This is a genomic window from Pseudohaemophilus paraphrohaemolyticus (genome assembly GCF_003253115.1).
GTDB classification, from domain to species: Bacteria; Pseudomonadota; Gammaproteobacteria; order Enterobacterales; family Pasteurellaceae; genus Haemophilus_A; species Haemophilus_A paraphrohaemolyticus_A.
Genome location: NZ_QEQF01000003.1, coordinates 50,193 through 72,246 on the forward strand (window position 1 = coordinate 50,193; position 22,054 = coordinate 72,246).

At 41.2% G+C, this 22,054-nt stretch carries 26 protein-coding genes and 1 pseudogene; 16 read left to right on the forward strand and 11 right to left on the reverse strand.

Annotated elements, in window-relative coordinates; genetic code table 11:
- Positions 1-136: 136 nt before the first annotated feature.
- Positions 137-646: a hypothetical protein gene (locus tag DPV92_RS04335; protein WP_111353840.1), complete on the forward strand. Its 510-nt coding sequence runs from the start codon at positions 137-139 to the stop codon at positions 644-646.
- 159 nt (positions 647-805) lie between these two features.
- Here DPV92_RS04335 and rplI read toward each other — a convergent pair whose 3' ends face one another.
- From rplI to rpsF, 4 genes are read right to left on the reverse strand one after another with little or no spacing between them, the layout of a single operon-like run.
- Positions 806-1,255, reverse strand: a complete 450-nt coding sequence (gene rplI / locus DPV92_RS04340) for a 50S ribosomal protein L9 (RefSeq protein WP_005707677.1) — start codon at positions 1,253-1,255, stop codon at positions 806-808.
- Positions 1,256-1,271: 16 nt separating this feature from the next.
- The gene (rpsR, locus tag DPV92_RS04345) at positions 1,272-1,499 is read right to left on the reverse strand and encodes a 30S ribosomal protein S18 (protein WP_005705387.1); all 228 of its coding nucleotides are present in this window, start codon (positions 1,497-1,499) and stop codon (positions 1,272-1,274) included.
- Entirely contained in the window at positions 1,474-1,821 is a 348-nt protein-coding gene (gene priB / locus DPV92_RS04350; RefSeq protein WP_111353841.1) for a primosomal replication protein N, read from the reverse strand. Before priB ends, rpsR begins: the two co-directional genes overlap by 26 nt.
- A 2-nt stretch (positions 1,822-1,823) precedes the next feature.
- On the reverse strand, positions 1,824-2,189 hold the full coding sequence (gene rpsF / locus DPV92_RS04355) for a 30S ribosomal protein S6 (RefSeq protein ID WP_005707709.1): 366 nt from the start codon (positions 2,187-2,189) through the stop codon (positions 1,824-1,826).
- A gap of 243 nt (positions 2,190-2,432) precedes the next feature.
- On the opposite strand from rpsF, the gene purD reads away from it, so the two are divergent.
- From purD to DPV92_RS04400, 9 genes and pseudogenes are all read left to right on the forward strand, one after another.
- Positions 2,433-3,719: a phosphoribosylamine--glycine ligase gene (gene purD / locus DPV92_RS04360; protein WP_111353842.1), complete on the forward strand. Its 1,287-nt coding sequence runs from the start codon at positions 2,433-2,435 to the stop codon at positions 3,717-3,719.
- A 112-nt stretch (positions 3,720-3,831) separates the two neighbouring features.
- Positions 3,832-4,161: a YbaB/EbfC family nucleoid-associated protein gene (locus DPV92_RS04365; RefSeq protein WP_005705407.1), complete on the forward strand. Its 330-nt coding sequence runs from the start codon at positions 3,832-3,834 to the stop codon at positions 4,159-4,161.
- Between the two features lie 43 nt (positions 4,162-4,204).
- Positions 4,205-4,810 carry a recombination mediator RecR gene (gene recR / locus DPV92_RS04370; RefSeq protein WP_111353843.1) on the forward strand — a complete coding sequence of 202 codons (606 nt, stop codon included), beginning with the start codon at positions 4,205-4,207 and terminating at the stop codon, positions 4,808-4,810.
- Between the two features lie 67 nt (positions 4,811-4,877).
- Positions 4,878-5,204 carry a Grx4 family monothiol glutaredoxin gene (grxD, locus tag DPV92_RS04375; RefSeq protein ID WP_111353844.1) on the forward strand — a complete coding sequence of 109 codons (327 nt, stop codon included), beginning with the start codon at positions 4,878-4,880 and terminating at the stop codon, positions 5,202-5,204.
- A gap of 125 nt (positions 5,205-5,329) precedes the next feature.
- Positions 5,330-6,193 carry a VirK/YbjX family protein gene (locus DPV92_RS04380; RefSeq protein ID WP_111353845.1) on the forward strand — a complete coding sequence of 288 codons (864 nt, stop codon included), beginning with the start codon at positions 5,330-5,332 and terminating at the stop codon, positions 6,191-6,193.
- A 203-nt stretch (positions 6,194-6,396) separates the two neighbouring features.
- On the forward strand, positions 6,397-7,032 hold the full coding sequence (locus tag DPV92_RS04385) for a YkgB family protein (protein ID WP_040218117.1): 636 nt from the start codon (positions 6,397-6,399) through the stop codon (positions 7,030-7,032).
- Positions 7,033-7,127: 95 nt separating this feature from the next.
- Complete coding sequence (locus DPV92_RS04390) at positions 7,128-7,505, forward strand: hypothetical protein (RefSeq protein ID WP_225791959.1); 378 nt, start codon at positions 7,128-7,130, stop codon at positions 7,503-7,505.
- 42 nt (positions 7,506-7,547) lie between these two features.
- Positions 7,548-7,676, forward strand: a pseudogene (locus DPV92_RS04395) (WG repeat-containing protein); the annotation flags it as partial.
- 132 nt (positions 7,677-7,808) lie between these two features.
- A complete protein-coding gene (locus DPV92_RS04400) occupies positions 7,809-8,471 on the forward strand; it encodes a trimeric intracellular cation channel family protein (protein WP_111353846.1) in 663 nt (220 codons plus the stop codon).
- A gap of 64 nt (positions 8,472-8,535) precedes the next feature.
- On the opposite strand, the gene nirK is transcribed toward DPV92_RS04400, so the two are convergent.
- On the reverse strand, positions 8,536-9,621 hold the full coding sequence (gene nirK, locus DPV92_RS04405) for a copper-containing nitrite reductase (protein ID WP_111353847.1): 1,086 nt from the start codon (positions 9,619-9,621) through the stop codon (positions 8,536-8,538).
- A 136-nt stretch (positions 9,622-9,757) separates the two neighbouring features.
- Here nirK and DPV92_RS04410 point away from each other — a divergent pair, with 136 nt between their 5' ends.
- From DPV92_RS04410 to DPV92_RS04425, 4 genes are all read left to right on the forward strand, one after another.
- Positions 9,758-10,681: an aminoimidazole riboside kinase gene (locus tag DPV92_RS04410; protein WP_111353848.1), complete on the forward strand. Its 924-nt coding sequence runs from the start codon at positions 9,758-9,760 to the stop codon at positions 10,679-10,681.
- A gap of 106 nt (positions 10,682-10,787) precedes the next feature.
- On the forward strand, positions 10,788-12,194 hold the full coding sequence (locus DPV92_RS04415; protein ID WP_111353849.1) for a glycoside hydrolase family 32 protein: 1,407 nt from the start codon (positions 10,788-10,790) through the stop codon (positions 12,192-12,194).
- Positions 12,195-12,217: 23 nt separating this feature from the next.
- Positions 12,218-13,237: a LacI family DNA-binding transcriptional regulator gene (locus DPV92_RS04420; protein WP_111353850.1), complete on the forward strand. Its 1,020-nt coding sequence runs from the start codon at positions 12,218-12,220 to the stop codon at positions 13,235-13,237.
- A gap of 20 nt (positions 13,238-13,257) precedes the next feature.
- Positions 13,258-13,746: a thioredoxin family protein gene (locus DPV92_RS04425; protein WP_111353851.1), complete on the forward strand. Its 489-nt coding sequence runs from the start codon at positions 13,258-13,260 to the stop codon at positions 13,744-13,746.
- Positions 13,747-13,804: 58 nt separating this feature from the next.
- Here DPV92_RS04425 and DPV92_RS04430 read toward each other — a convergent pair whose 3' ends face one another.
- Positions 13,805-15,046: an O-antigen ligase family protein gene (locus tag DPV92_RS04430; protein ID WP_111353852.1), complete on the reverse strand. Its 1,242-nt coding sequence runs from the start codon at positions 15,044-15,046 to the stop codon at positions 13,805-13,807.
- Between the two features lie 263 nt (positions 15,047-15,309).
- Here DPV92_RS04430 and rpsU point away from each other — a divergent pair, with 263 nt between their 5' ends.
- Complete coding sequence (rpsU, locus tag DPV92_RS04435) at positions 15,310-15,525, forward strand: 30S ribosomal protein S21 (RefSeq protein ID WP_005598703.1); 216 nt, start codon at positions 15,310-15,312, stop codon at positions 15,523-15,525.
- Between the two features lie 100 nt (positions 15,526-15,625).
- Positions 15,626-17,368 (forward strand): DNA primase, encoded by a 1,743-nt coding sequence (dnaG, locus tag DPV92_RS04440; protein WP_111353853.1) that lies wholly within the window; start codon positions 15,626-15,628, stop codon positions 17,366-17,368.
- Positions 17,369-17,484: 116 nt separating this feature from the next.
- Here the strand turns inward: dnaG and gnd are convergent, their stop codons facing one another.
- The 5 genes from gnd to pgl form a co-directional block, all read right to left on the reverse strand.
- Positions 17,485-18,939 (reverse strand): decarboxylating NADP(+)-dependent phosphogluconate dehydrogenase, encoded by a 1,455-nt coding sequence (gnd, locus tag DPV92_RS04445; protein WP_111353854.1) that lies wholly within the window; start codon positions 18,937-18,939, stop codon positions 17,485-17,487.
- Between the two features lie 182 nt (positions 18,940-19,121).
- Positions 19,122-20,429 (reverse strand): MFS transporter, encoded by a 1,308-nt coding sequence (locus tag DPV92_RS04450; protein WP_005707703.1) that lies wholly within the window; start codon positions 20,427-20,429, stop codon positions 19,122-19,124.
- A 63-nt stretch (positions 20,430-20,492) separates the two neighbouring features.
- A complete protein-coding gene (locus tag DPV92_RS04455) occupies positions 20,493-20,825 on the reverse strand; it encodes a hypothetical protein (RefSeq protein WP_040218421.1) in 333 nt (110 codons plus the stop codon).
- Positions 20,826-20,885: 60 nt separating this feature from the next.
- Positions 20,886-21,278 carry a GNAT family N-acetyltransferase gene (locus DPV92_RS04460; protein ID WP_111353855.1) on the reverse strand — a complete coding sequence of 131 codons (393 nt, stop codon included), beginning with the start codon at positions 21,276-21,278 and terminating at the stop codon, positions 20,886-20,888.
- 33 nt (positions 21,279-21,311) lie between these two features.
- Complete coding sequence (gene pgl, locus DPV92_RS04465) at positions 21,312-22,010, reverse strand: 6-phosphogluconolactonase (RefSeq protein ID WP_111353856.1); 699 nt, start codon at positions 22,008-22,010, stop codon at positions 21,312-21,314.
- Between the last annotated feature and the right edge of the window lie 44 nt (positions 22,011-22,054).

Genomic DNA, 22,054 nt, shown 5'->3' on the forward strand with positions numbered 1-22,054 from the left:
TCAGTGGATCGTTTGATTTACTGACTTTTTTCTTCTGAATATAATTTGATAGTGAGCTATCATAATGATTAGAAAACTACTTTTTTCTTTCTTCCTCTTTATGCTAATAGGCTGTTCCATTAATGGTGGAATATCAATGTTTGAAACTCCAAATTTTCAAGAAGGAGGCGTGCTTCTTTTACCTGTTACCGATCGCGCTCTTTTTACCGCTACAGGTGTTGCCTTCACTGTAGTGGATTCTAATGGTGTAGAACACAATTTAAGGGTGAATGACTGGGGCGAGAAAATCGAAGAGGGAAAAGTACGTGGAGAAAAATTCTTTAGAGGATTCACATTGCCAGAAGAAAACTATAAATTTACTTCTTGGAGATTAATTAGAACGGAAGGTGGTGATGCTAAAGAACCAACAGAGCCACTTACTTTTAAAATTAATAAAGGTGAAGTGCTTTATGTAGGTAACTTTAATGCAATACGTTTTCTAGGAAATGGCCAATTTCGTGACAATTTTGCTGAGGATAGTGAGAAATTCCGCTCACATTATTCTTGGTTAGCTAGTAGAGAGATTAAAAAAGAACTTGTTAAGTCTTCTTGGTGGCCTTTACCTTATGGAAAAGATCCTAAGGATTTAATGAAGAATTCAAAATAATATAAGCGGATTTAGCTTCATCAATGTCTCATAATGTCTGAACTATTTTGTCCTATATGCCGTTCTATAGCTAGATACAACATGGCATAACGCATAAAAGGGGCATAGCAGACCTACAAAAAACCCAGCCTAAGCTGGGTTTTTCTATAATCTTTTAGATTATTCAGCAACTACGTTTACAGTAACTACTGCGTTCACTTCAGGGTGTAAGTGAACTTTAACTTGATGTTCGCCAGTTGCACGAAGCGGACCTTCACCTAAACGAACTTCAGATTTAGCTACTTCAACACCTGCAGCTGTTAATGCTTCAGCGATGTCTCTTGCAGAGATTGAGCCGAATAAACGACCATCATCACCTGCTGTTGCAGCGATAGCAACTGCTGCGATTTCAGCGATTTGAGCTGCACGAGCTTGTGCTGCTGCTAATGCTTCAGCTGCTTTTGCTTCTAATTCTGCACGACGAGCTTCGAAGTGAGCAATGTTTGCTGCTGTTGCCATAACTGCTTTACCTTGTGGGATTAAGTAGTTACGTGCAAAGCCTGATTTAACTTCAACTTGTGTGCCAACACCACCAAGGTGAGCAACTTTGTCTAATAAAATAACTTGCATTGTACTCGCTCCTTAATTACTGATGGTTGTCAGTGTATGGAAGTAACGCTAAGTAGCGTGCACGTTTAATTGCACGAGCTAATTGACGTTGATACTTCGCACGAGTACCAGTGATACGGCTAGGAACAATCTTGCCGTTTTCAGAAATGTAGTTCTTTAATGTAGCGATATCTTTGTAATCGATTTCAACAACATTTTCCGCTGTGAAACGGCAGAACTTACGACGACGGAAATAACGTGCCATTTGGCTTCTCCTGATCTATAAATTCAATATGTTCGGTATGTAAAACTAATTGGCTGTTGCCGTTGTAGTCTTTGTGTGTATTAAGAAATCCTTGTACACAAACTTTACAACCGAGCTTAATTTGTTGGGTTATTAAACTAAATTGATTACCGTTTAAAACCACTTGGATTTTGCACCAAGCTTGGCGTTCTAAATTCACTTCTGTTTGCGTTGAACGATGTTCTAACCAAAATCGGTAATTTGGAATGCCTAAAGGGCTCTGTTTTTGTTTGACTAAACTGACGACTTCACCCGTTAAACTTAAACGATTTTCAATCGGCAAAATTATTCGCCTGCTTCTACTTCAGCTGCTACTTCAACCGCTTTGCTTTCTTTTGCTTTAGCCATTGGTGAAGCTTCAGTTACTGCAGCTTTAGTGTGAACGATTAAGTTGCGAAGAACTGCATCGTTGTAACGGAAGTTAGTTTCTAACTCATCGATTACACTTTGTGGTGCTTCTACATTCATTAACACGTAGTGTGCTTTGTGAAGTTTGTTGATTGGGTATGCTAATTGACGACGACCCCAATCTTCTAAGCGATGAATTTGACCGCCAGCTTCTTTGATAGATGCTGTGTAACGCTCAATCATTGCTGGTACTTGTTCGCTTTGGTCCGGGTGAACCATAAAAACGATTTCGTAGTGACGCATTGACTATCCTTACGGGTTAGCAGCCTCCAACTTTAGCCAGTCACCAACTTGTGGAAGCAAGGATTAAAAACAAATGTGACTGAACGGGCAAATTATACAGATTTCAATCGATTGTTCAAGCAAAAGCATAAAATTCAAGCGGTAAAATTTAAAAAAGACTTGCAAATTTTATTGCTAGGCGTTTTTTAAAAAATAGCGTAAACTTACGCAATCGTTTGCTTTATTTAATTTTAAGGATTTTAAATGAATATTCTCATTATTGGTAACGGTGGTCGTGAACACGCTTTAGCTTGGAAAGTGCGTCAATCGCCTTTGGCAGATAAAGTCTTTGTTGCACCAGGTAATGCAGGCACAGCATTAGAAGAAGGTATTGAAAATGTCGACATTTCTGGCACCGATTTGACCGCTTTGGTACTATTTGCCAAAGAAAATCAAATTGGCTTAACCATTGTAGGCCCTGAAGCATCACTTGTAGCAGGCGTAGTAGATGCTTTCCGTGCAAATGGCTTAAAAATCTTCGGCCCAACGCAAACCGCTGCCCAATTAGAGGGTTCAAAATCCTTTGCTAAAGATTTCTTGGCTCGCCACGACATTCCAACCGCAGAATACCAAAACTTCACTGAGGTTGAACCTGCACTTGCTTACTTACACAAAAAAGGCGTGCCAATTGTAATTAAAGCTGATGGCTTGGCAGCTGGCAAAGGCGTCATTGTTGCAACTACAATGGAACAAGCTGAAGAGACCGTAAAAGATATGCTCTCTGGCAATGCTTTTGGCGATGCAGGTAGCCGAGTGGTTATCGAAGAATTTTTAGATGGCGAAGAAGCAAGCTTTATCGTGATGGTAGATGGTAAAAATGTCGAGCCAATGGCAACTAGTCAAGACCATAAACGTGTTGGAGAGGGTGATAAAGGCTTGAATACCGGCGGAATGGGGGCGTACTCTCCAGCACCCGTGGTAACTCCAGAAATCCACCAACGCGTGATGGATCAAATTATCTACCCAACCGTGCGTGGGATGGCAGCAGAGAACAATGTTTACACAGGTTTCCTTTATGCTGGTTTAATGATTATGCCAAACGGTCAGCCAAAAGTAATCGAATTTAACTGTCGTTTTGGCGATCCTGAAACCCAGCCAATTATGATGCGTTTAGAGTCTGACTTAGTTGAGCTCTGCTTAAAAGCCTGCGACAGCGAATTAGATCAAATTCAATCAAAATGGCGTGAACAAGCCGCACTTGGCATTGTTCTGGCAGCAGAAGGCTATCCGAATGATTACCGCAAAGGCGATGAAATTTCAGGTATTGCAGCTGAAACCACAACACAAAAAGTTTTCCTCGCAGGCGTTAAAAAACAAGGCGAAAAATTGCTGACCAATGGTGGTCGCGTGCTTTGTGCAACTGCATTAGGTAATTCGGTGTATGAAGCGCAACAATCGGCGTTGCAACTAGCTGAACAAATCCAATGGCAAGGGTGTTTTTATCGCCGTGATATTGGCTACCGAGCAGTGGCTCGCGAACAAGCGGTTTAATTCTCCCAATATTTTGCAAAAGCAGAAACAAATTTCACTGCTTGCCTAAATTTAGACGGTTCAGTAAAATGAACCGTTTATTTTTTATCTCTATTTATATAAGGAACCTATTATGTTTGGAAAAGGCGGTTTAGGCGGCTTAATGAAGCAAGCTCAACAAATGCAAGAAAAAATGCAAAAGATGCAAGAAGAGATTGCTCAACTTGAAGTAACAGGTGAGTCTGGTGCAGGCTTGGTAAAAGTAACCATTAACGGTGCTCATAACTGCCGCCGCATCGAAATCGATCCATCATTGATGGAAGACGATAAAGAGATGGTAGAAGATTTAGTCGCTGCTGCATTTAACGATGCCGTTCGCCGTGCGGAAGAGTTACAAAAAGAGAAAATGGCAAGTGTAACCGCAGGGTTAAATTTACCTGCGGGAATGAAGTTACCATTTTAATCGTAGTGTGGGATAAATCCCCCTTCAAACAAAATCTGACTCTATGCAAACAAGCCCTTTACTTGAAAATTTAATGGAAGCCCTACGAGCACTCCCTGGCGTTGGTCCTAAATCGGCTCAACGTATGGCATTCCATCTTCTGCAACGCAATCGTGCGGGCGGACTTCATCTTTCTAAAGCCTTAAATGAAGCGATGACGCATATCGGGCATTGCCAATCGTGCCGTACTTTTACCGAAGAAGAACAATGTACGATTTGTAGCAATCCGCGCCGCCAAATAAGTGGGCAGCTTTGCATTGTGGAAATGCCAGAAGATATTCAAGCAATTGAGCAAACAGGGCAATTTTCGGGTAGATATTTTGTATTGATGGGGCATCTTTCCCCTATTGATGGCATTGGTCCACGTGAAATCGGCTTAGATTTATTGCAACAACGGTTGGAAAATGAATCCTTCCACGAAGTAATTTTAGCCACCAACCCAAATGTCGAAAGCGAGGCAACTACGCATTACATCGCTGATATGTGCAAAATATACAACGTAAAAGCCACGCGAATCGCTTATGGCGTACCAATGGGCGGTTCGCTTGAAATGGTCGATGGCAGTACACTTTCGCATTCCATTATTGGGCGTCGGGATATCACCCTTTAGTTATTTTTTATTCATATAAAAGCTGATATAATTAGTCAACTTTTACCGACAATTCTTTGAGGATACAATGGAAACTATCGACAAAATCAAAAAACAAATCAGCGAAAACCCAATTCTTCTTTATATGAAAGGTTCGCCAAAATTCCCATCATGCGGTTTCTCTGCACGTGCAGTGGAAGCGGTAATCAACTGCCAAGTACCTTTTGGTTATGTAGATATTTTAACCAACCCAGACATTCGTGCAGAATTACCAAAATTCGCAAACTGGCCAACGTTCCCACAATTATGGGTGGAAGGTGAGTTAATCGGTGGTTGCGACATCGTATTAGAAATGGCACAAAAAGGTGAATTACAAGCGTTATTAAAAGAAGTGGCAGCTCGTAATCCTGCTTAAAAAACTTCTCATTTAGGGCAGATATCATATCTGCCCTTTATATTTTAGACTAAACGTAAATAAGTCCAAAGTTCGCCAAACTGTCCAGATTATGCGAAAATAACCATCAATTTTAAGGAGCTACAATGAATTTATCGCAATATCACTGGACAAAAGCAAACGATATTTACCCCAACCGAGGCAAAAAATCTTATGCGGGCAAGCGATTACGCTACCGCCTACGCTCACTTTTACACGCGCAAGCGGTCAAAAAATTTGAGCAATTTGTCAATCAACACCCTTTGCTTGTTTCTCTACTTAACGAGCGAACAAACTACAGCTATCCATTAGTGCATCGCTTTTTAGATAAACGTTTTAGCAGCCAACAACGTTTTAATGCCATCTGCGAGAACTTACTTTTTCTCCCGCAACAACTTGCTCATCTCAACCCACCATTGTGGCAGCAGCCATTAAGTTTTGGCGAAGTTATCCCTGATTTTGAGATTTTGCTTAACATCAACGAACACCAGCCGATGGAAGGTTATTGGGCATTGGAACTTCGTTATAAACCTGAGAATCAACTAATTTACTTGCTGACTTTTGGCAAATTAGATGATGCGTTATTGATTGCTGTGGTACAAGGTCCAAATTTTGAAGGCTCAAAAGAGATGGTAAAACAGCTCACTAAAGCTTGCCACGGCTTGCGCCCAGCGTATTTGATGGTAGAAGCAATGAAAAGCCTTACTAAAATTTTAGGCTACGATAAATTATTGGGGATTCCGCAAAAATATCAGAACAAATCACGCCTTGTGCAAAGTAAACGCTATGTGGTGGATTATGATGCGATCTTCTCTGAAGCAGGCGGAGAACGTGAAGATTATTGGATACTCCCACTTGAAGATGACCGCAATTTAGACGAGATCCCAAGCAAAAAACGTTCAATGTACCGCAAACGCTTTGCGATGTTGGATGAGTTGTTTGAGACGATGAAACAAGCGGTAAAAATGTAAGAAAAGTTTGCGAGAAGAAAATAAGCCCTGAATCCAATTTAGGGTCTACTCTAAAACGTCAAAAAAATTATTCAAACTCAGTTCGAAATTGTGCAATCAAGATAGTCAAAATCTTACGAATAAATAGTTTTTACCGTTCATATTTTTAACAAATAAATATGCTAAACTTCTACCTCTTTTTTACTACTCTCAATGAGGTATCTATGAGTGCATTTAATGCGTTTGTTGAATTTGTTGCTAAAATCGTTGCTCCAATGCAACGGCAGTTTATCAACTTTATTCGTATTGCTATTTTTATCGTTATGGTTTGGATTGGCGGCTTAAAAGTTTGCCAATATGAAGCAGACGGTATCGCCCACTTTGTATCAAACAGCCCATTCTTTAGCTATATGTATAAAAAAGGTCCAAATTTAGTTGAAAATGACAAAGGCGAAATGGTGATGGAATACACCCTTCACAAAAATCCTGAAGGCAAAATGGTAGCGAAAAACATCGAATGGCATAAAGAAAACGGTACTTACACCACTTCTTATATCATCGGTGCGATTATCGTGACTGTGGGCATCCTCACTTTAGCAGGTATCTGGAATGCAACAGCAGGCTTGGCAGGCGGATTGCTCACCTTCGGAATGTCGATTGTCACGCTCTCCTTCCTGATAACCACGCCTGAGGCTTGGGTGCCTAATCTGGGCGGTGATTTACCAACACCAGCCTATGGCTTCCCTTATCTCTCTGGTGTTGGTCGCTTAGTCATCAAAGATGTGATTATGATGGCAGGTGGCTTAACTGCTGCGGCTGAATGTGCTAATCGCATTTTAGCGAGAAAACGTGCAGCTTAATTGCAAAACAGTCTAAATTTCTGACCGCTTGTAACATTTTCTACAAGCGGTTTTTTTCTATATAAAATTTACAATTTGAAGTCGGAGTTGTTTTTTTGCCCGTTATTGGCTTTTTAATTGCCTATTTTTTCTTCTCACTTTTCTCTTTTGCTGGTAACTTCAACGCAATCTATACTAGCTATCAAAAAGAGCAACTTTTCCGTGATGAACTTCTTAAACATAAGCAGCAGCTTAATGATGTCGTTAGTGCGACAAATAAAGCATTAAATAATTTTAACCCTGAATTAACAGAAAAACGCAATCGCGTAGAAGCATTAACAGAACAGCTTGTGAGCCAAATTTCAGATCCAGCTCGACCTGGTTTAAGCAAACGTGCATTAGAGCTTATTTGTGAAATTGAAGGAGTACTCGGTGAACGCCTAACTGAATTTGGTACGAGAGGTATTGCACCAAAAGAATTAGCATTACGTTAATATCAAGATGGTGCACTGTGAGGGCATACCAATCAGAATGGCGAGATCATAATTAAACCGCAATGGACTTACGCTCCTGATTTCTATGATGGTTTAACCACAGTAAAAACAATGGATTGGAAATGGGGATTTATTGATAACAAGGGAAATGGGCAATTCCTACTATTTTAGATAGTACTGAAACCGTCTTTAAAAATGGTACAAGTTGCGATGTAAAACGCGTTTTTAAATAGCTAATTTCTCTTAAAATCTCACCGCTTGTAGGTATAATACAAGCGGTGAGATTTTAGGGAAACTTTGCAAATGTTACTTTTAACGCTTTATATTATCGGGATTACTGCCGAATCGATCACAGGTGCACTTGCCGCAGGGCGGGAAAAAATGGATATGTTTGGGATGATTATTATCTCATCGGTAACCGCCATTGGCGGTGGTTCGATTCGCGATATGTTGCTTGGGCATTATCCACTTGGTTGGGTAAAGCACCCTGAATATTTGGTGATTGTGGTTGCCGCCTCAATTTTTACGATGTTTATCGCCCAATTTTTAGGCTATTTTCGCACCATTTTCTTGGTATTGGACGCACTTGGCTTAATCGTTTTTTCCATCATCGGGGCACAAGTTGCATTGGATATGGGGCATGGTTTCGTAATTGCAGCGGTGGCGGCAGTAATTACAGGAGCATTTGGTGGCGTGTTACGGGATCTGTTATGTAACCGCATTCCACTCGTATTCCGCAAAGAGCTTTACGCCAGCATTTCGTTTCTTTCCTGCTGTATTTATGTTGGCTTACTCGAATTAGGTGTTAATCATAACACGGTGGTGATTGCGACCTTGATTTTAGGTTTTGGGCTACGTTTGCTCGCGATTCGTTTTAAATTAGGATTGCCAATTTTTGAGTTTGATGAATCCCAATATTTAGGCAAAGGAGATTTGGTGGATAGATTGGCGAAGCGGAAGAAATAATTATGTGTGATCCTATGGCTTTCGCCATAGGTTACGCATAAATCAGCCCCGCTGGAGCTATAAATCAATGCACAAAGCCCGCATCGATATCCGCGCTGGGGTTCTGTTTTTCGTATTTTTCTTCTTTGAGTTTGCCCGTATAAAGTTCCTTATTCGGCTCGCCTTCCACCACAATTTGCCCTTTTGCACCTTTTTCAGCTCGGAAAATGCTGTGATCAACGAAGGTATATTTGCCAGGTACGTTCATTTGCATTTCTAACGTTGTTGTTCCTCCTGAAGGAATCAGCGTGGTTTGTACGTGGTGATTTTGAAGCGTGCCTCCTTCCACATAAACGGTGTCAAAGGTGCGTCCAATCAAGTGGAACGAGGAGATTTTATTCGGACCAGCATTGCCCACGAAGAAGCGAACTTTATCGCCCACTTTCGCTTTTAATACATTCTCGCCTGTAAGCGATCCAACTTTACCGTTGAACACCACATAATCGGGCAGTTCATATTCCGCTTTCGCCATATCAAACACTTTCAACTCTGGGTTCGCTCCATCTTTCACGTAAAATTCATTCTGCATAATGTAGAACTCTTTATCCACTTTTGGTAAGCCTTCTTTTGGCTCAACCAACATCAAGCCGAACATTCCCTTGCCGATGTGAATCCCAACGGGCATTGTGCCGCAATGGTAGAGATACAGCCCTGGTGTAGTCGCTCGGAACGCAAAAGTGGTACTTTTTCCGGGCGCGGTGAGGCTTGCCATTGCCCCACCTTCGGGCGCTGCCGCTGAGTGGAAATCGAGCGAATGAGGCATTTTGCCGTTCACAGGATTGGCAAGTTGCACCTCAACCATATCGCCCTCTCGCACTCGGATAAATGGGGCTGGCGTTGATCCGTTGAATGTCCAATATTTGAACTTCACACCGCTCTCAATTTCCATTACTTTTTCCAACGCTTCAAGTTTAACCACCACCTTCGCAGGTGTAGTACGTTCAATGGGTTTGGGTACGTTCGGGGCAAAGGCTAATTCCGCTTCAACGGTGGGTAATTGAGCCATCGGCACAAAAATTGAATTTGCATTTTGTTGTTGATTTTCGACCGCTTGCACATTCGGCAAGGTAAAATTGAAAGCCAATATCATGGCTAACGTTGTTTTTTTCATCTCGTAATCCTTTCTATCATCATATGAGTATTTGCATTATAATAAAGTCGTTGAACAAGCGATATGATTTAGATTAAATTTTGCAAAGCTAAATCGTTACAGCTAAGATTTTTTATTTTTACATGAAGAGAAAATTATGAGCAAAATTTGGGTAACAGGCGATGCCGTGGTGGATTTAATTCCAGATGGCGAAAACCACTATTTAAAATGTGCAGGTGGTGCGCCAGCGAATGTGGCGGTGGGCGTGGCACGCTTAGGCTGTGAGGCAGGCTTTATTGGTCGCGTGGGGTTAGATCCGCTCGGCAAATTTATGCAAGAAACCTTGAATTCAGAAAAGGTTTGCACCGACCATATGATTTTAGACCCGACCCAGCGCACCTCAACGGTAATTGTCGGCTTGGACAACGGCGAGCGTAGTTTCACTTTTATGGTGAATCCAAGTGCCGACCAGTTCTTAGAAGTAGGCGATTTACCAAATTTCCAAGCAGGCGATTTTTTACACTGTTGTTCAATTGCGTTAATCAACGACCCATCGCGTTCCACCACCATTGAGGCGATTCGCCGTGTCAAACAAGCGGGCGGATTCTTCTCGTTCGATCCAAACTTACGCGATTCGCTTTGGGCAAGCCTTGAAGAGATGAAAACCGTGGTGAATGACGTAGTGGCTATGGCGGATATTTTAAAATTCTCCGAAGAAGAATTGACGCTGCTCACCAACACCACTACTTTGGACGAAGCGACCAAAGTGATTACGACACAATATCCAGAGAAACTTATCATCATCACGCTGGGTAAAGATGGTGCAATTTACCACTTCCACGGCAAGAGCCAAATTGTCGCAGGCAAAGCGTTAAAACCAGTCGATACCACAGGCGCAGGCGATGCGTTCGTGAGCGGTTTATTAGCAGGGCTTTCTGAAGTGGCAGATTGGAAAGATGAAGCAACGTTAGTGAACGTCATCCGCAAAGCGAATGCTTCAGGTGCGTTAGCCACTACCGCAAAAGGTGCGATGGCAGCACTGCCGAATAAAGCACAGTTAGAGGCATTTTTATCTGCATAATCCGTAGGGTGTGTGAATTGTTTGCAATTCACGCACCATTTTTTATCGCTTGCGTGCGTGAACTTCATTCACACCCTACCCAAATATCCACTTTCGAGAAAATCCTATGCACATTTTCAACAACGGTAAATACAAAAGCCTGCACGCACAAGCCGAAGGCGAGCTGAACGCAATCCATGAAACCGTGCTTTCAGACCACGATTTCTACCCGACTTACCACCTTGCACCCAAAACAGGCTTGTTTAATGACCCTAACGGCTTGATTTTTGATGGCGAGAAATACCACATTTTTGCCCAATGGTTCCCTTACGATGCAATGCACGGTATGAAGCACTGGGAACACTTTATTACCCGTGATTTCCAAACTTTTGAAAAAGGCGATTTACTGATTCCAGATGAATTGTTCGAATCACACGGCTGCTATTCAGGTGGGGCGATTTTATGGAAAGACCATATCGTGGCGTTTTACACAGGCAATACTCGCCGTCCATCTGATAACGAACGCGTGCCACACCAAAACATTGCCATTTTCGACAAAGCGGGCAAGTTATTGGAAAAACGTTGCATTATCGACCAAGCACCAAAAGGCTACACCGAACACGTTCGCGATCCAAAACCATTCGTGACTCAAGAAGGCAAAATCCGCTTCGTGCTAGGTGCACAACATGAAAATCTCACTGGCACTTGCTTAGTCTATGAAATGGACGATTTAAACAGCACCCCACGTTTGTTGGGCGAGTTAGCGGTACAAGATTTCAACAACAGCCACGTCTTCATGTGGGAGTGTCCAGACTTGTTCCAGTTGGGCGGAAAAGATGTTTTCGTTTGGTCGCCGCAAGGTAAATTGCGTGAAGAGACGCAGTTCCAAAACAACTACCACGCTACTTACGCATTAGGCAAATTAGACGGCAATTGCTTAAAAGCGGAACACATTGAAGAACTCGATTACGGCTTTGATTTCTACGCCCCGCAAACTGTGCAAAATTCCGACCGTATTCTATTCGGCTGGATTGGATTGCCAGATTTAACCTACCCGACCGATAAATATAAATGGCATTCCACACTGACAATACCGCGCCAAATTTCGGTAGAAAACGGTGTCATTAAACAACGCCCTATTGTGAAAACAGGCGAATTGCAAGCGGTCGAATTACAAGGCGAAATTGCAAATCTCGACACTAGCTATTTGCAAATCAACGTGAGAAATCAACCGCTTGAATTAACGTTCTTTGGTAAATTGAAATTCTGTTATCAAAATGATATGGTAACGCTCGATCGTAGTGCAACCGAGCAGACGGATTTAATGAAACAGTTTAACGGCATTCGCCACGTAAAAGTAGGAAAATTAGACAAAGTTGAGATTTTCTTCGACCGCTCAATTATCGAAATCTTCCTCAATGATGGCGAAAAAGTGATGACTTCTCGCTTCTTTATCTCAAATCGCGAAAATGTCGTGGCAAGCTCACGCCCTATTGTGGCACAGGTTGCACCCGTCAAACCGATTATTTTTTAATGGACTAACAAAAAGGTTTACACGTGAAAGCTGAGCAACAAAAACGCCTTACGCTGAGTGATATCGCTCTTCTTGCAGGCGTATCGAAAACGACCGCAAGCATTATTTTAAACAACCGCGGAGACGATTTCCGTATTAAAGCTGAAACTCGCCAGAGAGTGCGTGAAGTTGCCCAGCAATACGGTTATCGGGCAAATGCTTATGCTAAAGCGTTGCAGGCTCGCAAAACCAATGTGATTGGAATGGTCATTCCTGATCTTACCAACTACGGCTTTGCTCAAACCGCTAAAACGCTTGAGCGTCTTTGTCGTGAAAATGGGCTCTACTTAGTGATTACCTGTTCGGATGATAACCCAGCCCAAGAAAAGGTGGCGATTGAGCGATTGCTTGATCGCCAAGTCGATCTCTTAATTACTGCCCCAACCCATACAATCGCTGATTATTATCAGGATATTTTGCAACACACTCCGCTGCTTTTGCTTGACCGTTATATTCCCAACTCTGGCATTCCCTCCATTACCAGCAAGGATATTCCAAGCGTAGCAATGTTGGTAGAAAATATTGTACGAGCTTATCAGCTAGATGAATTTTTCTATTTTGGGGGGCAACTTTCGCTTACACCAAGTGAAAACCGCTTGAAAGGCTTCCGTGAAGGGCTGGCACAATCTCATTTGGTAGAGCAAAGCGGTTGGATTTTACATAAAGATTACCAACCAGAATCGGGCTACCAAATGCTGGCAGAAACAGTGAAGAATCTCGGGCGTTTGCCCAAGGCAATTTTTACGGCTTCTTACACCTTGCTTGAAGGCGTGATGCGTTATTTAACGGAGCACAAATTGATGGATAAGTTGATGAGCCAAGAATTGCACTTGGCGACTTTCGATGATCATCATTTGCTGAACGCCTTACCATTTCATATTCATTCGATTAAGCAAGATCATGAAATCATTGCTCAGCAAACTTTTGCAATATTAAAAGAGAAATTAAACCACCAAGAGAGCCAAAGTGCACAAGTAGATTGTGAAATTATTTGGCGGAGGTAATGAAACTAAAAGGAAATCTTATGGCACATTTTTACGAATATTTGGAATTTAGCAGCGATGAAGATCGCGAAAATCAGTTAGATGTTTACGTTGGCATTGAGCTTTCGCCTGAAACTGAATCGAAGGTTAAAGCCCTCAATGTCACGGGCGATTGGCTAGTGATGGCAGAACCTTACTGCCCAGATTGCGTAGAGATTGTGGCATATTTCCAACGTATCACTAAGCTGAATCCGAACATCAAAGTGAAATATGTTTCTCGTAAAGATAACAAAGAACGTAAGCATTTCGACAGCGACGAGCAACAACAAGCGGTAATCGCTGCTCAAAAAATCCCAAGCATTTTTGATATTCACAACAAAACCGAGCTGGTTTTAAATGAATTTCCTGCATTTTTAAAAGCCAAAATGGAAGCCAATCCAGAAAAATTTGATGAGCTAAAAGCAGATTTCCGAATGGGTAAATTCGGTAAAGAAGTGGAAGCAGAATTAGTTGAGATTTTAACTAAATAACATTATTTAAAAAAATTGCTAATATTTGAAATAAATATTAGCAACTTTTATTACTCTATTACTTTTTAGAAGAAATATATAACAAAATCAATACAAAAAAATAAAATATCGAACCTGAATTATGTGCCAAGAAAGATTGACTCGTGAAATAAAACAGATGCGATAAAATATGAGTTACACCTAAAATTGCAATACATTTTATTTCTAAACTCGGTTCTTTTAGATTACGTATAAAATAAAATAATGGTATTAAAGTAACTAACATTAATCCAATAAATCCAACAAAACCACGTTTTACCCAAGATTCTAAATATTGATTGTGTAAACTATTAAATTGCAATGTGGTTTGTGCCATTTGCTTAGACTTAATTTGCTGATCTTTAAATGATTCATATCCTTTACTACCATGACCAAATAAAGGGGCTCGTTTAATCGCAATCAATGCATTTTCCCACATATCAAATCGAGCACCAAGCGAGCTGTTCTTATTATTTTTTTCAAGGTAAAGCATAATATCTGATTTTGCAGCATTATAACGTTGCTCAATGCCAAATTTAGGATTGGTGATAAGTGTTGTAATGCCAATACCTATAACCGCAATCAATGAGAAAATTAATTTTTTGCTAATGTATTGGCGATAAAGAAACAAAATCATTAGTAAAACAATGGGCAACCCTACCCAACCACCGCGTGCACCAGATAATGCACTAGTGCTCATTGCTAACATTATTCCGATAAAACTAAATAATGCAGATTTATATTCTCTCTTTACCGTAAAATAAATAGCAATCACAAGGCTAAATGTTGCAAGTGAAATCGCAATATTACCAACTTGAATATGCATAATCTCAGGAAATGGCTTCAAATACCCTAATTGAAATTTTTGAAATAATGCAGTTAGACCAGTAATCATTGCACCTACTGGGACCGAATATAAAATGGTTTTTATTTTAATAGGGAATTGGCTAAATAAAAGTAACAATGGAATAAATAATAAGATTCGGCTTGGATTATCTATTTCTCTAAAGCTATCTTTATTGATGATAATAGAAAGTAGAAAGGTAATAAAATAGAATAAAAAAGAGGAAATAAGCCATTTATCTGATTTTGAGAATTGCCATTTTTGCTTAAATCTTAAGAAATATACTAGAGTGTAAATAATGCTAATACTACCTAATGCCATCGGTACATAGCTATAACCTTTTTTGAGCACTAAAACACTTACAAAAAATAAAGCGACAAGTAGATTAAGCATCAAAGCAAAATGTTTAGTCTGAATAAAGTTTGAACGAATCAACATAAAAATTCCTTAAATGAGAAGTCGTACACATTTTACCCGAAATCAGGATGCAAAAGTAGGACGTTTTTGCACCGCTTGATGAAATCAATGTTTAGTGAGAACTAACTTAGACCAAATTTTGTATAACGGATAATCTACAAAGAACCTAAATCATCTCTTTACTTCCTTGCTAACCTGCGTTAAAATTGGCTACCTTTTTTAGTTCTATGCCGCCAAAAATGTGTGCGGTTTAATTTAATCATATTTTTCTGAGGTGATGGCATATGCCAGTAATTAAAGTTCGTGAAAATGAATCATTTGACGTTGCATTACGTCGTTTCAAACGCTCTTGCGAAAAAGCAGGTTTATTAGCAGAAGTTCGTGCTCGTGAATTCTACGAAAAACCAACAACTATTCGTAAACGTGAGAAAGCGTCTTTAGCAAAACGTCACGCTAAACGCAATGCTCGTGAAAACGCACGTAACACTCGTTTATACTAATTCATTTGCTTTTTAAGCACTGAATCTTTACTGAAACCGTGAAACCGCGAGGAATCACGGTTTTAGTTTATTTATCCACTCTTTTAGCAATGGAGGACCAATGAAAGGCACTATTCCACGTTCGTTTATTGATGATCTCATTGCTCGCACTGATATTGTCGATCTGATCAATCAACGCGTTAAGCTCAAAAAAGCAGGTCGAGATTATCAAGCCTGTTGCCCATTTCATCACGAAAAAACACCTTCTTTTTCCGTTAGCCAATCCAAACAGTTCTATCACTGTTTCGGCTGTGGGGCGCACGGCAATGTAATTAGCTTTTTGATGGAATATGACAAGCTCGAATTTCCTGAAGCGATTGAAGAACTTGCTGCAATGCAAGGGCTAGAAGTCCCACGAGAGAATGTACGTCAATCGGGCAACTTTCGCCCTATTAGTTATAAAACGAAACGCGATCTTTACGGTTTACTTGAAGAAATCACTCGCTTCTATCAACACAATTTACAACACGATATTCCAAGCCAAAGTTACTTGCAAGGTCGTGGCTTATCATCCGAAATCATCGCTAAATTTGAACTCGGTTTTGCACCGAATAACTATGATGCCGTACTCAAACGCTTTGGCGTGAACCCTGAAGAAACTCAGAAATTACGCGATACAGGGATGGTTTCTGAAAATGAAAGCGGTCGAATTTATGATAAGTTTCGCAATCGCGTGATGTTCCCGATTCGGGATAAACGTGGTCGTGTGATTGCCTTTGGTGGTCGTGTAATGGGCGATGAACGCCCGAAATACCTCAACTCGCCTGAATCTGCTACTTATCACAAAGGCAACGAACTTTACGGCTTATATCAAGCGCTACGAGCTAATGAAAATCCTGAATATTTGTTTGTGGTGGAAGGCTATATGGACGTGGTGGCACTCGCTCAATTTGATGTATTGAATGCGGTTGCCTCACTTGGCACGGCAACTACAGGCGAACAAATCCAACAGATGTTCCGTGTAACAGAGCAGATTGTCTGTTGCTACGATGGTGACCGTGCGGGGCGTGATGCAGCTTGGCGTGCCTTTGAGAATGCCTTACCATATTTGTATGATGGTCGTCAGCTCAAATTTATCTTTTTGCCAGATGGCGAAGACCCCGATACTTTCGTACGAAGCCAAGGCAAAGAGGGTTTTGAACAATATTTGGCGGAACATTCCAAATCATTAAGCGATTTTCTGTTTGATAGCTTACTGATTCAAGTTGATTTATCTAGCCCAGAAGGAAAATCCAAACTTGCTTCGCTTGCCATTCCGCTCATTAATCGCATTCCAGGCGAAATGTTGCGGGTTTACCTTCGCAATATCTTAGGGCAAAAATTAGGCATCCTAGACTCTGCTCAGCTCGAAGCAATGTTGCCAAATCACCAACAAAAAGAGGTCGCTAAATCACGAGTAAACCAAATTAAACGCACACCAATGCGCTTGTTAATTGCTTTATTATTGCAAAATCCAGAGTTGGCAAAACACGTGCCAGACCTCACACCGCTAAGCGAATTGAACGAACCTGGCTTTGCCTTATTCTTTGAATTAGCCCAAGTTTGCCAAGCTAATGTTGGCATTTCGATGGGCGCTTTGCTAGAACATTGGAGAGACCACGAACAATTTCGCACGCTTGAATTACTGGCAAGTTGGGATCATATGGTCGCTCCAGAAAACCTAGAAAAAGAGTTTATCGAAACCCTCGCTTTTCTCTACGATAAATTAGTCGAAAAAAGGGTAGAAATACTGATCGCTAAAGAGCGAACTTCAGGCTTGAGTGCAGAAGAAAAACAAGAATTGGTTTTGTTAATTTCGAAGTAAATTTGACCGCTTGTTTCCATTAGAATAGCTAAGAAAACCACAATATACATCAACCAAAAGGGATAGCATTCTTCAAACGCTATCCCTTTTTAATAGTACGCTATGGCATCTTATTTTTACACATCATAAGTAGTCGATGCCGTATTACCACCGCGACCTGTCCAGTTGGTGTGGAAGAATTCACCGCGTGGTTTATCTGTACGCTCATAAGTATGTGCACCAAAGTAGTCACGTTGAGCTTGTAATAAGTTTGCTGGTAAACGTGCTGAGGTGTAGCCATCTAAGAAAGTGATCGCCGATGCCATACAAGGCATTGGGATGCCCACTTCAATGGATTTCGCCACCACTTTACGCCAGTCACTTAACGCATTTTCTAAAATACCTTTGAAGTAGCTGTCTGAACCTAAGAAGATTAAATCTGGGTTCGCTTCATACGCATCGCGGATGTTGCCTAAGAAACGGCTGCGGATGATACAACCTTCACGCCATAACAACGCGGTTGCACCGTAGTTGATATTCCAGCCGAATTGTTCTGATGCTTCACGAATGAGCATAAAGCCTTGTGCGTAAGAGATGATTTTTGAAGCCAATAATGCTTTGCGCACCGCTTCAATCCATACTTTTTTGTCACCTTCAACTGGAGTAATAGTTTTGTTGAAGAGCTGGCTTGCCGCTAAACGTTGTTCTTTGAATGAAGACACGCAACGTGCAAACACAGATTCAGTGATTAAGGTTAATGGAATACCGAAATCTAAGGCGTTGATACCCGTCCATTTACCTGTCCCTTTTTGACCAGCAGTGTCTAGAATTTTTTCTACTAACGGCTCACCGTCCGCATCTTTATAGCCAAGAATGTCGGTGGTAATGTCGATTAAATAGCTGTCTAGCTCGGTTTTTTTCCATTCTGCAAAGATAGATTGCATCTCTTCGTAGCTTAAGCCTAAACCTTCTTTTAAGAATTGGTACGCTTCGCAGATTAATTGCATATCACCATATTCGATGCCGTTGTGAACCATTTTCACGAAATGACCAGCCCCTTCGCCGCCCACCCAGTCACAGCAAGGCTCGCCTTGTTCAGTTTTCGCCGAGATCGCTTGGAAGATTGGTTTCACATATTGCCACGCTTCTGCATTACCGCCAGGCATAATGGAAGGCCCGTGACGTGCACCCTCTTCACCGCCTGACACACCAGAACCGATAAAGCGAATACCTTTCTCCGCTAAGGCTTTCACACGACGGTTAGTGTCTGGATAGTTTGAGTTACCGCCATCAATAATGATGTCGCCTTCTTCCAAGTGCGGTAATAATGCATCAATAAATTGATCCACCACATCACCCGCACGCACCATTAACATCACTTTGCGTGGACGCTCTAATTTAGACGCCAAGTCTTCCAAAGAATACGCACCAATAATGTTTGTACCTTTCGCAGCCCCTTCCAAGAACTCATCCACTTTTGAAGTTGTGCGGTTATATGCCACTACTTTAAAGCCATGATCATTCATATTTAAAATAAGGTTCTGCCCCATTACGGCTAAGCCGATAACACCGATGTCGCCTTTTACTGACATTGTTTTCTCCTGTTGGTAGGGTAGGCTTTAGCCTACCGTGATTTTTGATTTTATCCTAAGTTACACATAAGGGCGTAAACGATTAAATTTAAGTGAAAATTTACATTTCTAACGAATTTCCCTACTTTGGCAAAGAGGAGGCTTTCGAGCATTTTTACGAAATGCTCTTAAAATTCGACCGCTTATGCTCTTCTAATCTCTATGTGCGATTTCTTAAACGCTAATGCCACGGTTGCAATTAACATTACACCTGCGACCGCGATATAAAGCGTTTGTTTTTCCCATCCTGAGTCAAGCAATATTCCCGCAACCGTTGGAGCCAGCACTGAACCGGCGCGACCAGCGCCGATTGCCCAACCCACGCCAGTGTTTCGAATATCGGCATCATAAGTGGCTGGGTTGATGGTATATAAACCACTGATACAACCGTTAATTAACGCACCGACTACCACGCCAAGTACCATTGCAATCGCAAGGTTCGCACTTGAAAGAATAAAGACCACAATTGCAATTGAAGACGCCACAGTAAACAGCATCAACACACTACGCGCAGACCAGCGGCTGGCGATTAAGCCATAAACCAATGAGCCTACTGCACCGCCAAGCGAGATCATCATTCCCACATTGATACTCTCTTCCATGGTCATTCCTGCTTCTTTTAATAACGCAGGTGTCCACGAGCTGATGAAGTAGAAGCAGAACATAATCGCAAAAAATGAGAGCCATAGTAACAAGGTAGAACGTAAGTATTTTTGGCTAAATAGAGCCGTAATCGGCAATTTTACCGCTTTTTCAGCATGTTTTTCGGTGAGTTCCCATTCGCCAGCAAAGCCTAATTTGTGGGCAATCTTATTCAAACATGCTTTCGCATTTTGCGGTTGTTTAGCGTTTAAATAGTCGATCGATTCTGGTAACCAGATGAATAAAACGACAAACACCACTGCGGTCATTGCAGCACCAGCGAAGTAAACTGCATGCCAAGAGTAAGCGGCTTGTAACGATTTTGCCATCATACCGCCAATCATCGCCCCGATACCAAAGCCTGCTGCATAAACACTAATTGCAAAGCTACGCCATTTTTTCGATGAATATTCACTAGTGATTACGTTAGTTCCTACCAAAATACCGCCTACGCCTAAGCCTGTGAGAATACGTGAGAACGCAAGGATTTCAGACGTAGTAGAAAAGCCAGACCCCCCCAAACCCACTGCAGAAAATGCCACAGAAAGTAATAAAATTGGGCGACGACCGAATTTATCAGCAAGTGGTGCCAGCACCATTGAGCCAACTACCATACCAATTAACCCTGCACTGACGAGCATCCCAAATTCAGTTTTGCTCAAGCCAAAATCTTTGCTGATATTGGTAGCGGTAAAGGCAATGGCAAGCACGTCAAAGCCGTCTAAAAAGTTCATTACGGCAGCCATTAACACAATTGCCCACTGGTAAACGCCCATTGGGCTATTATCGATTTTTTCTCTTAAATTCATTAAGACCTCAAGTTGTATGTTGATTTTATTGGTTAATCCTCTCCCACAAGGGGAGAGAAGATATTAAACCTCTTTAATTAAAGAGCATCCTTCTTCAAAAGTATCTAACCATTGCCATTGTTCATTGCCAATTAATTTTCCACTTTCAATTGAAAATGTTGTTAAGCAACTCCCTAAACGATTTTCTAATGCTTGATTTAAATGCTGATAAGTGAACTCAATTTGTGTGTCGTTTATCCATTTCCCAATTAAAAAACCTTTTAAAATTTCACCACCACCATATTCAGCCCAAATCATTTTACCTTGTTGATGGTAATGAAATTCTGTTTGGCTACTCACTTCACCATTTGAGGTGTTTTCAACGGCAACAAATTTTTTATTATCTAAATTCAACATTAAAGTCACTCCGCATCTAATGTATCTATATCTTATTTTAGTCCGTACAATGCTAATAAATTAACTCTTCGTCCATGCACTCATATGCTGTGTAAATCCAATATGCGGATAATAATCCACGGCTTGTGGTGCCGATAACAGCACAATTTTGGCTTGTGGATGTAAGGCTTGTTTAGTGTGTTCAATCAATTGCAAACCGATACCTTGTTTTTGATATTGTTCATCAATCGCTAAATCAGATAAATAACAGCAATAGGCAAAATCCGTCACGGAACGTGCCACTCCCACTAATCGTTCACCATCCCAAGCGGTGATTAATAAATCCGCATGGTGCAACATTGCCGCGACACGTTTTTCATCCTCTAACGGACGGCGTGCCCCGAGCGTTGTTTTATTTAGCAATTCAATAAATTGTTTAACTGAAATTGGTTCATTCACTTTGTAGTCTATCATTTTGCAAGCCTGTGATATTTGATACTCAACTTGCTATAGCAATTTAGCTGCCGTTTTATCCAAGTACCATTCCGTCACCCCATTTTTTGCTTTAATTTTTGCGGCAGGATAAGGTAGATTTTCAGCAAGAGTGGTTTGGATTTCTTTTAAAATATCCGCTTTGCTTTCGCCCGTTACTAAGTAGGTAATGCGTTTGGCTTGTTCAATGAGTTTTGCTGTTTTAGAAATGCGAATTTGCCCTGTTTCAGGGTGTTTGGCAATCACGGCAACATTCGGATCATTAAAATTGGTTTGATATGGGAAAAGCGAAGCGGTGTGCCCATCGTTGCCCATTCCAAGAATAATCCAATCGAAGGCTAAATCTGGCACGCAAGCGGTCAATTCTTGCGAAAATCTTACCAATTCTTGCTCGACATTTTCTTCACCACGAATACGGTGAATGTTCTCGGCAGGAATTTGGATGTGATCGAAGAGCAGTTTTTGTACTTCACCATAATTGCTTTCAGGATCTTGTGGTGGGACCATGCGATCATCTCCCCACCAGAAATGGAGGTTTTGCCATTGAATTTCGTTGGCAAACGGAGCTTGAGCTAAGGTTTTAAATAATAATTTTGGAGTTGAACCGCCAGACAGGGAAATATGCACAGGGCGATGTTGTTCGCTATATGCTTTCAATTCCTGAGCGATTTTTTCGACCGCTTGTTGGGCGGTCGGGAAGATAACTTTTTTCATTTTAGATTCTCTATAATACTCTATCTTCTTGTGAGAGAGAGGCT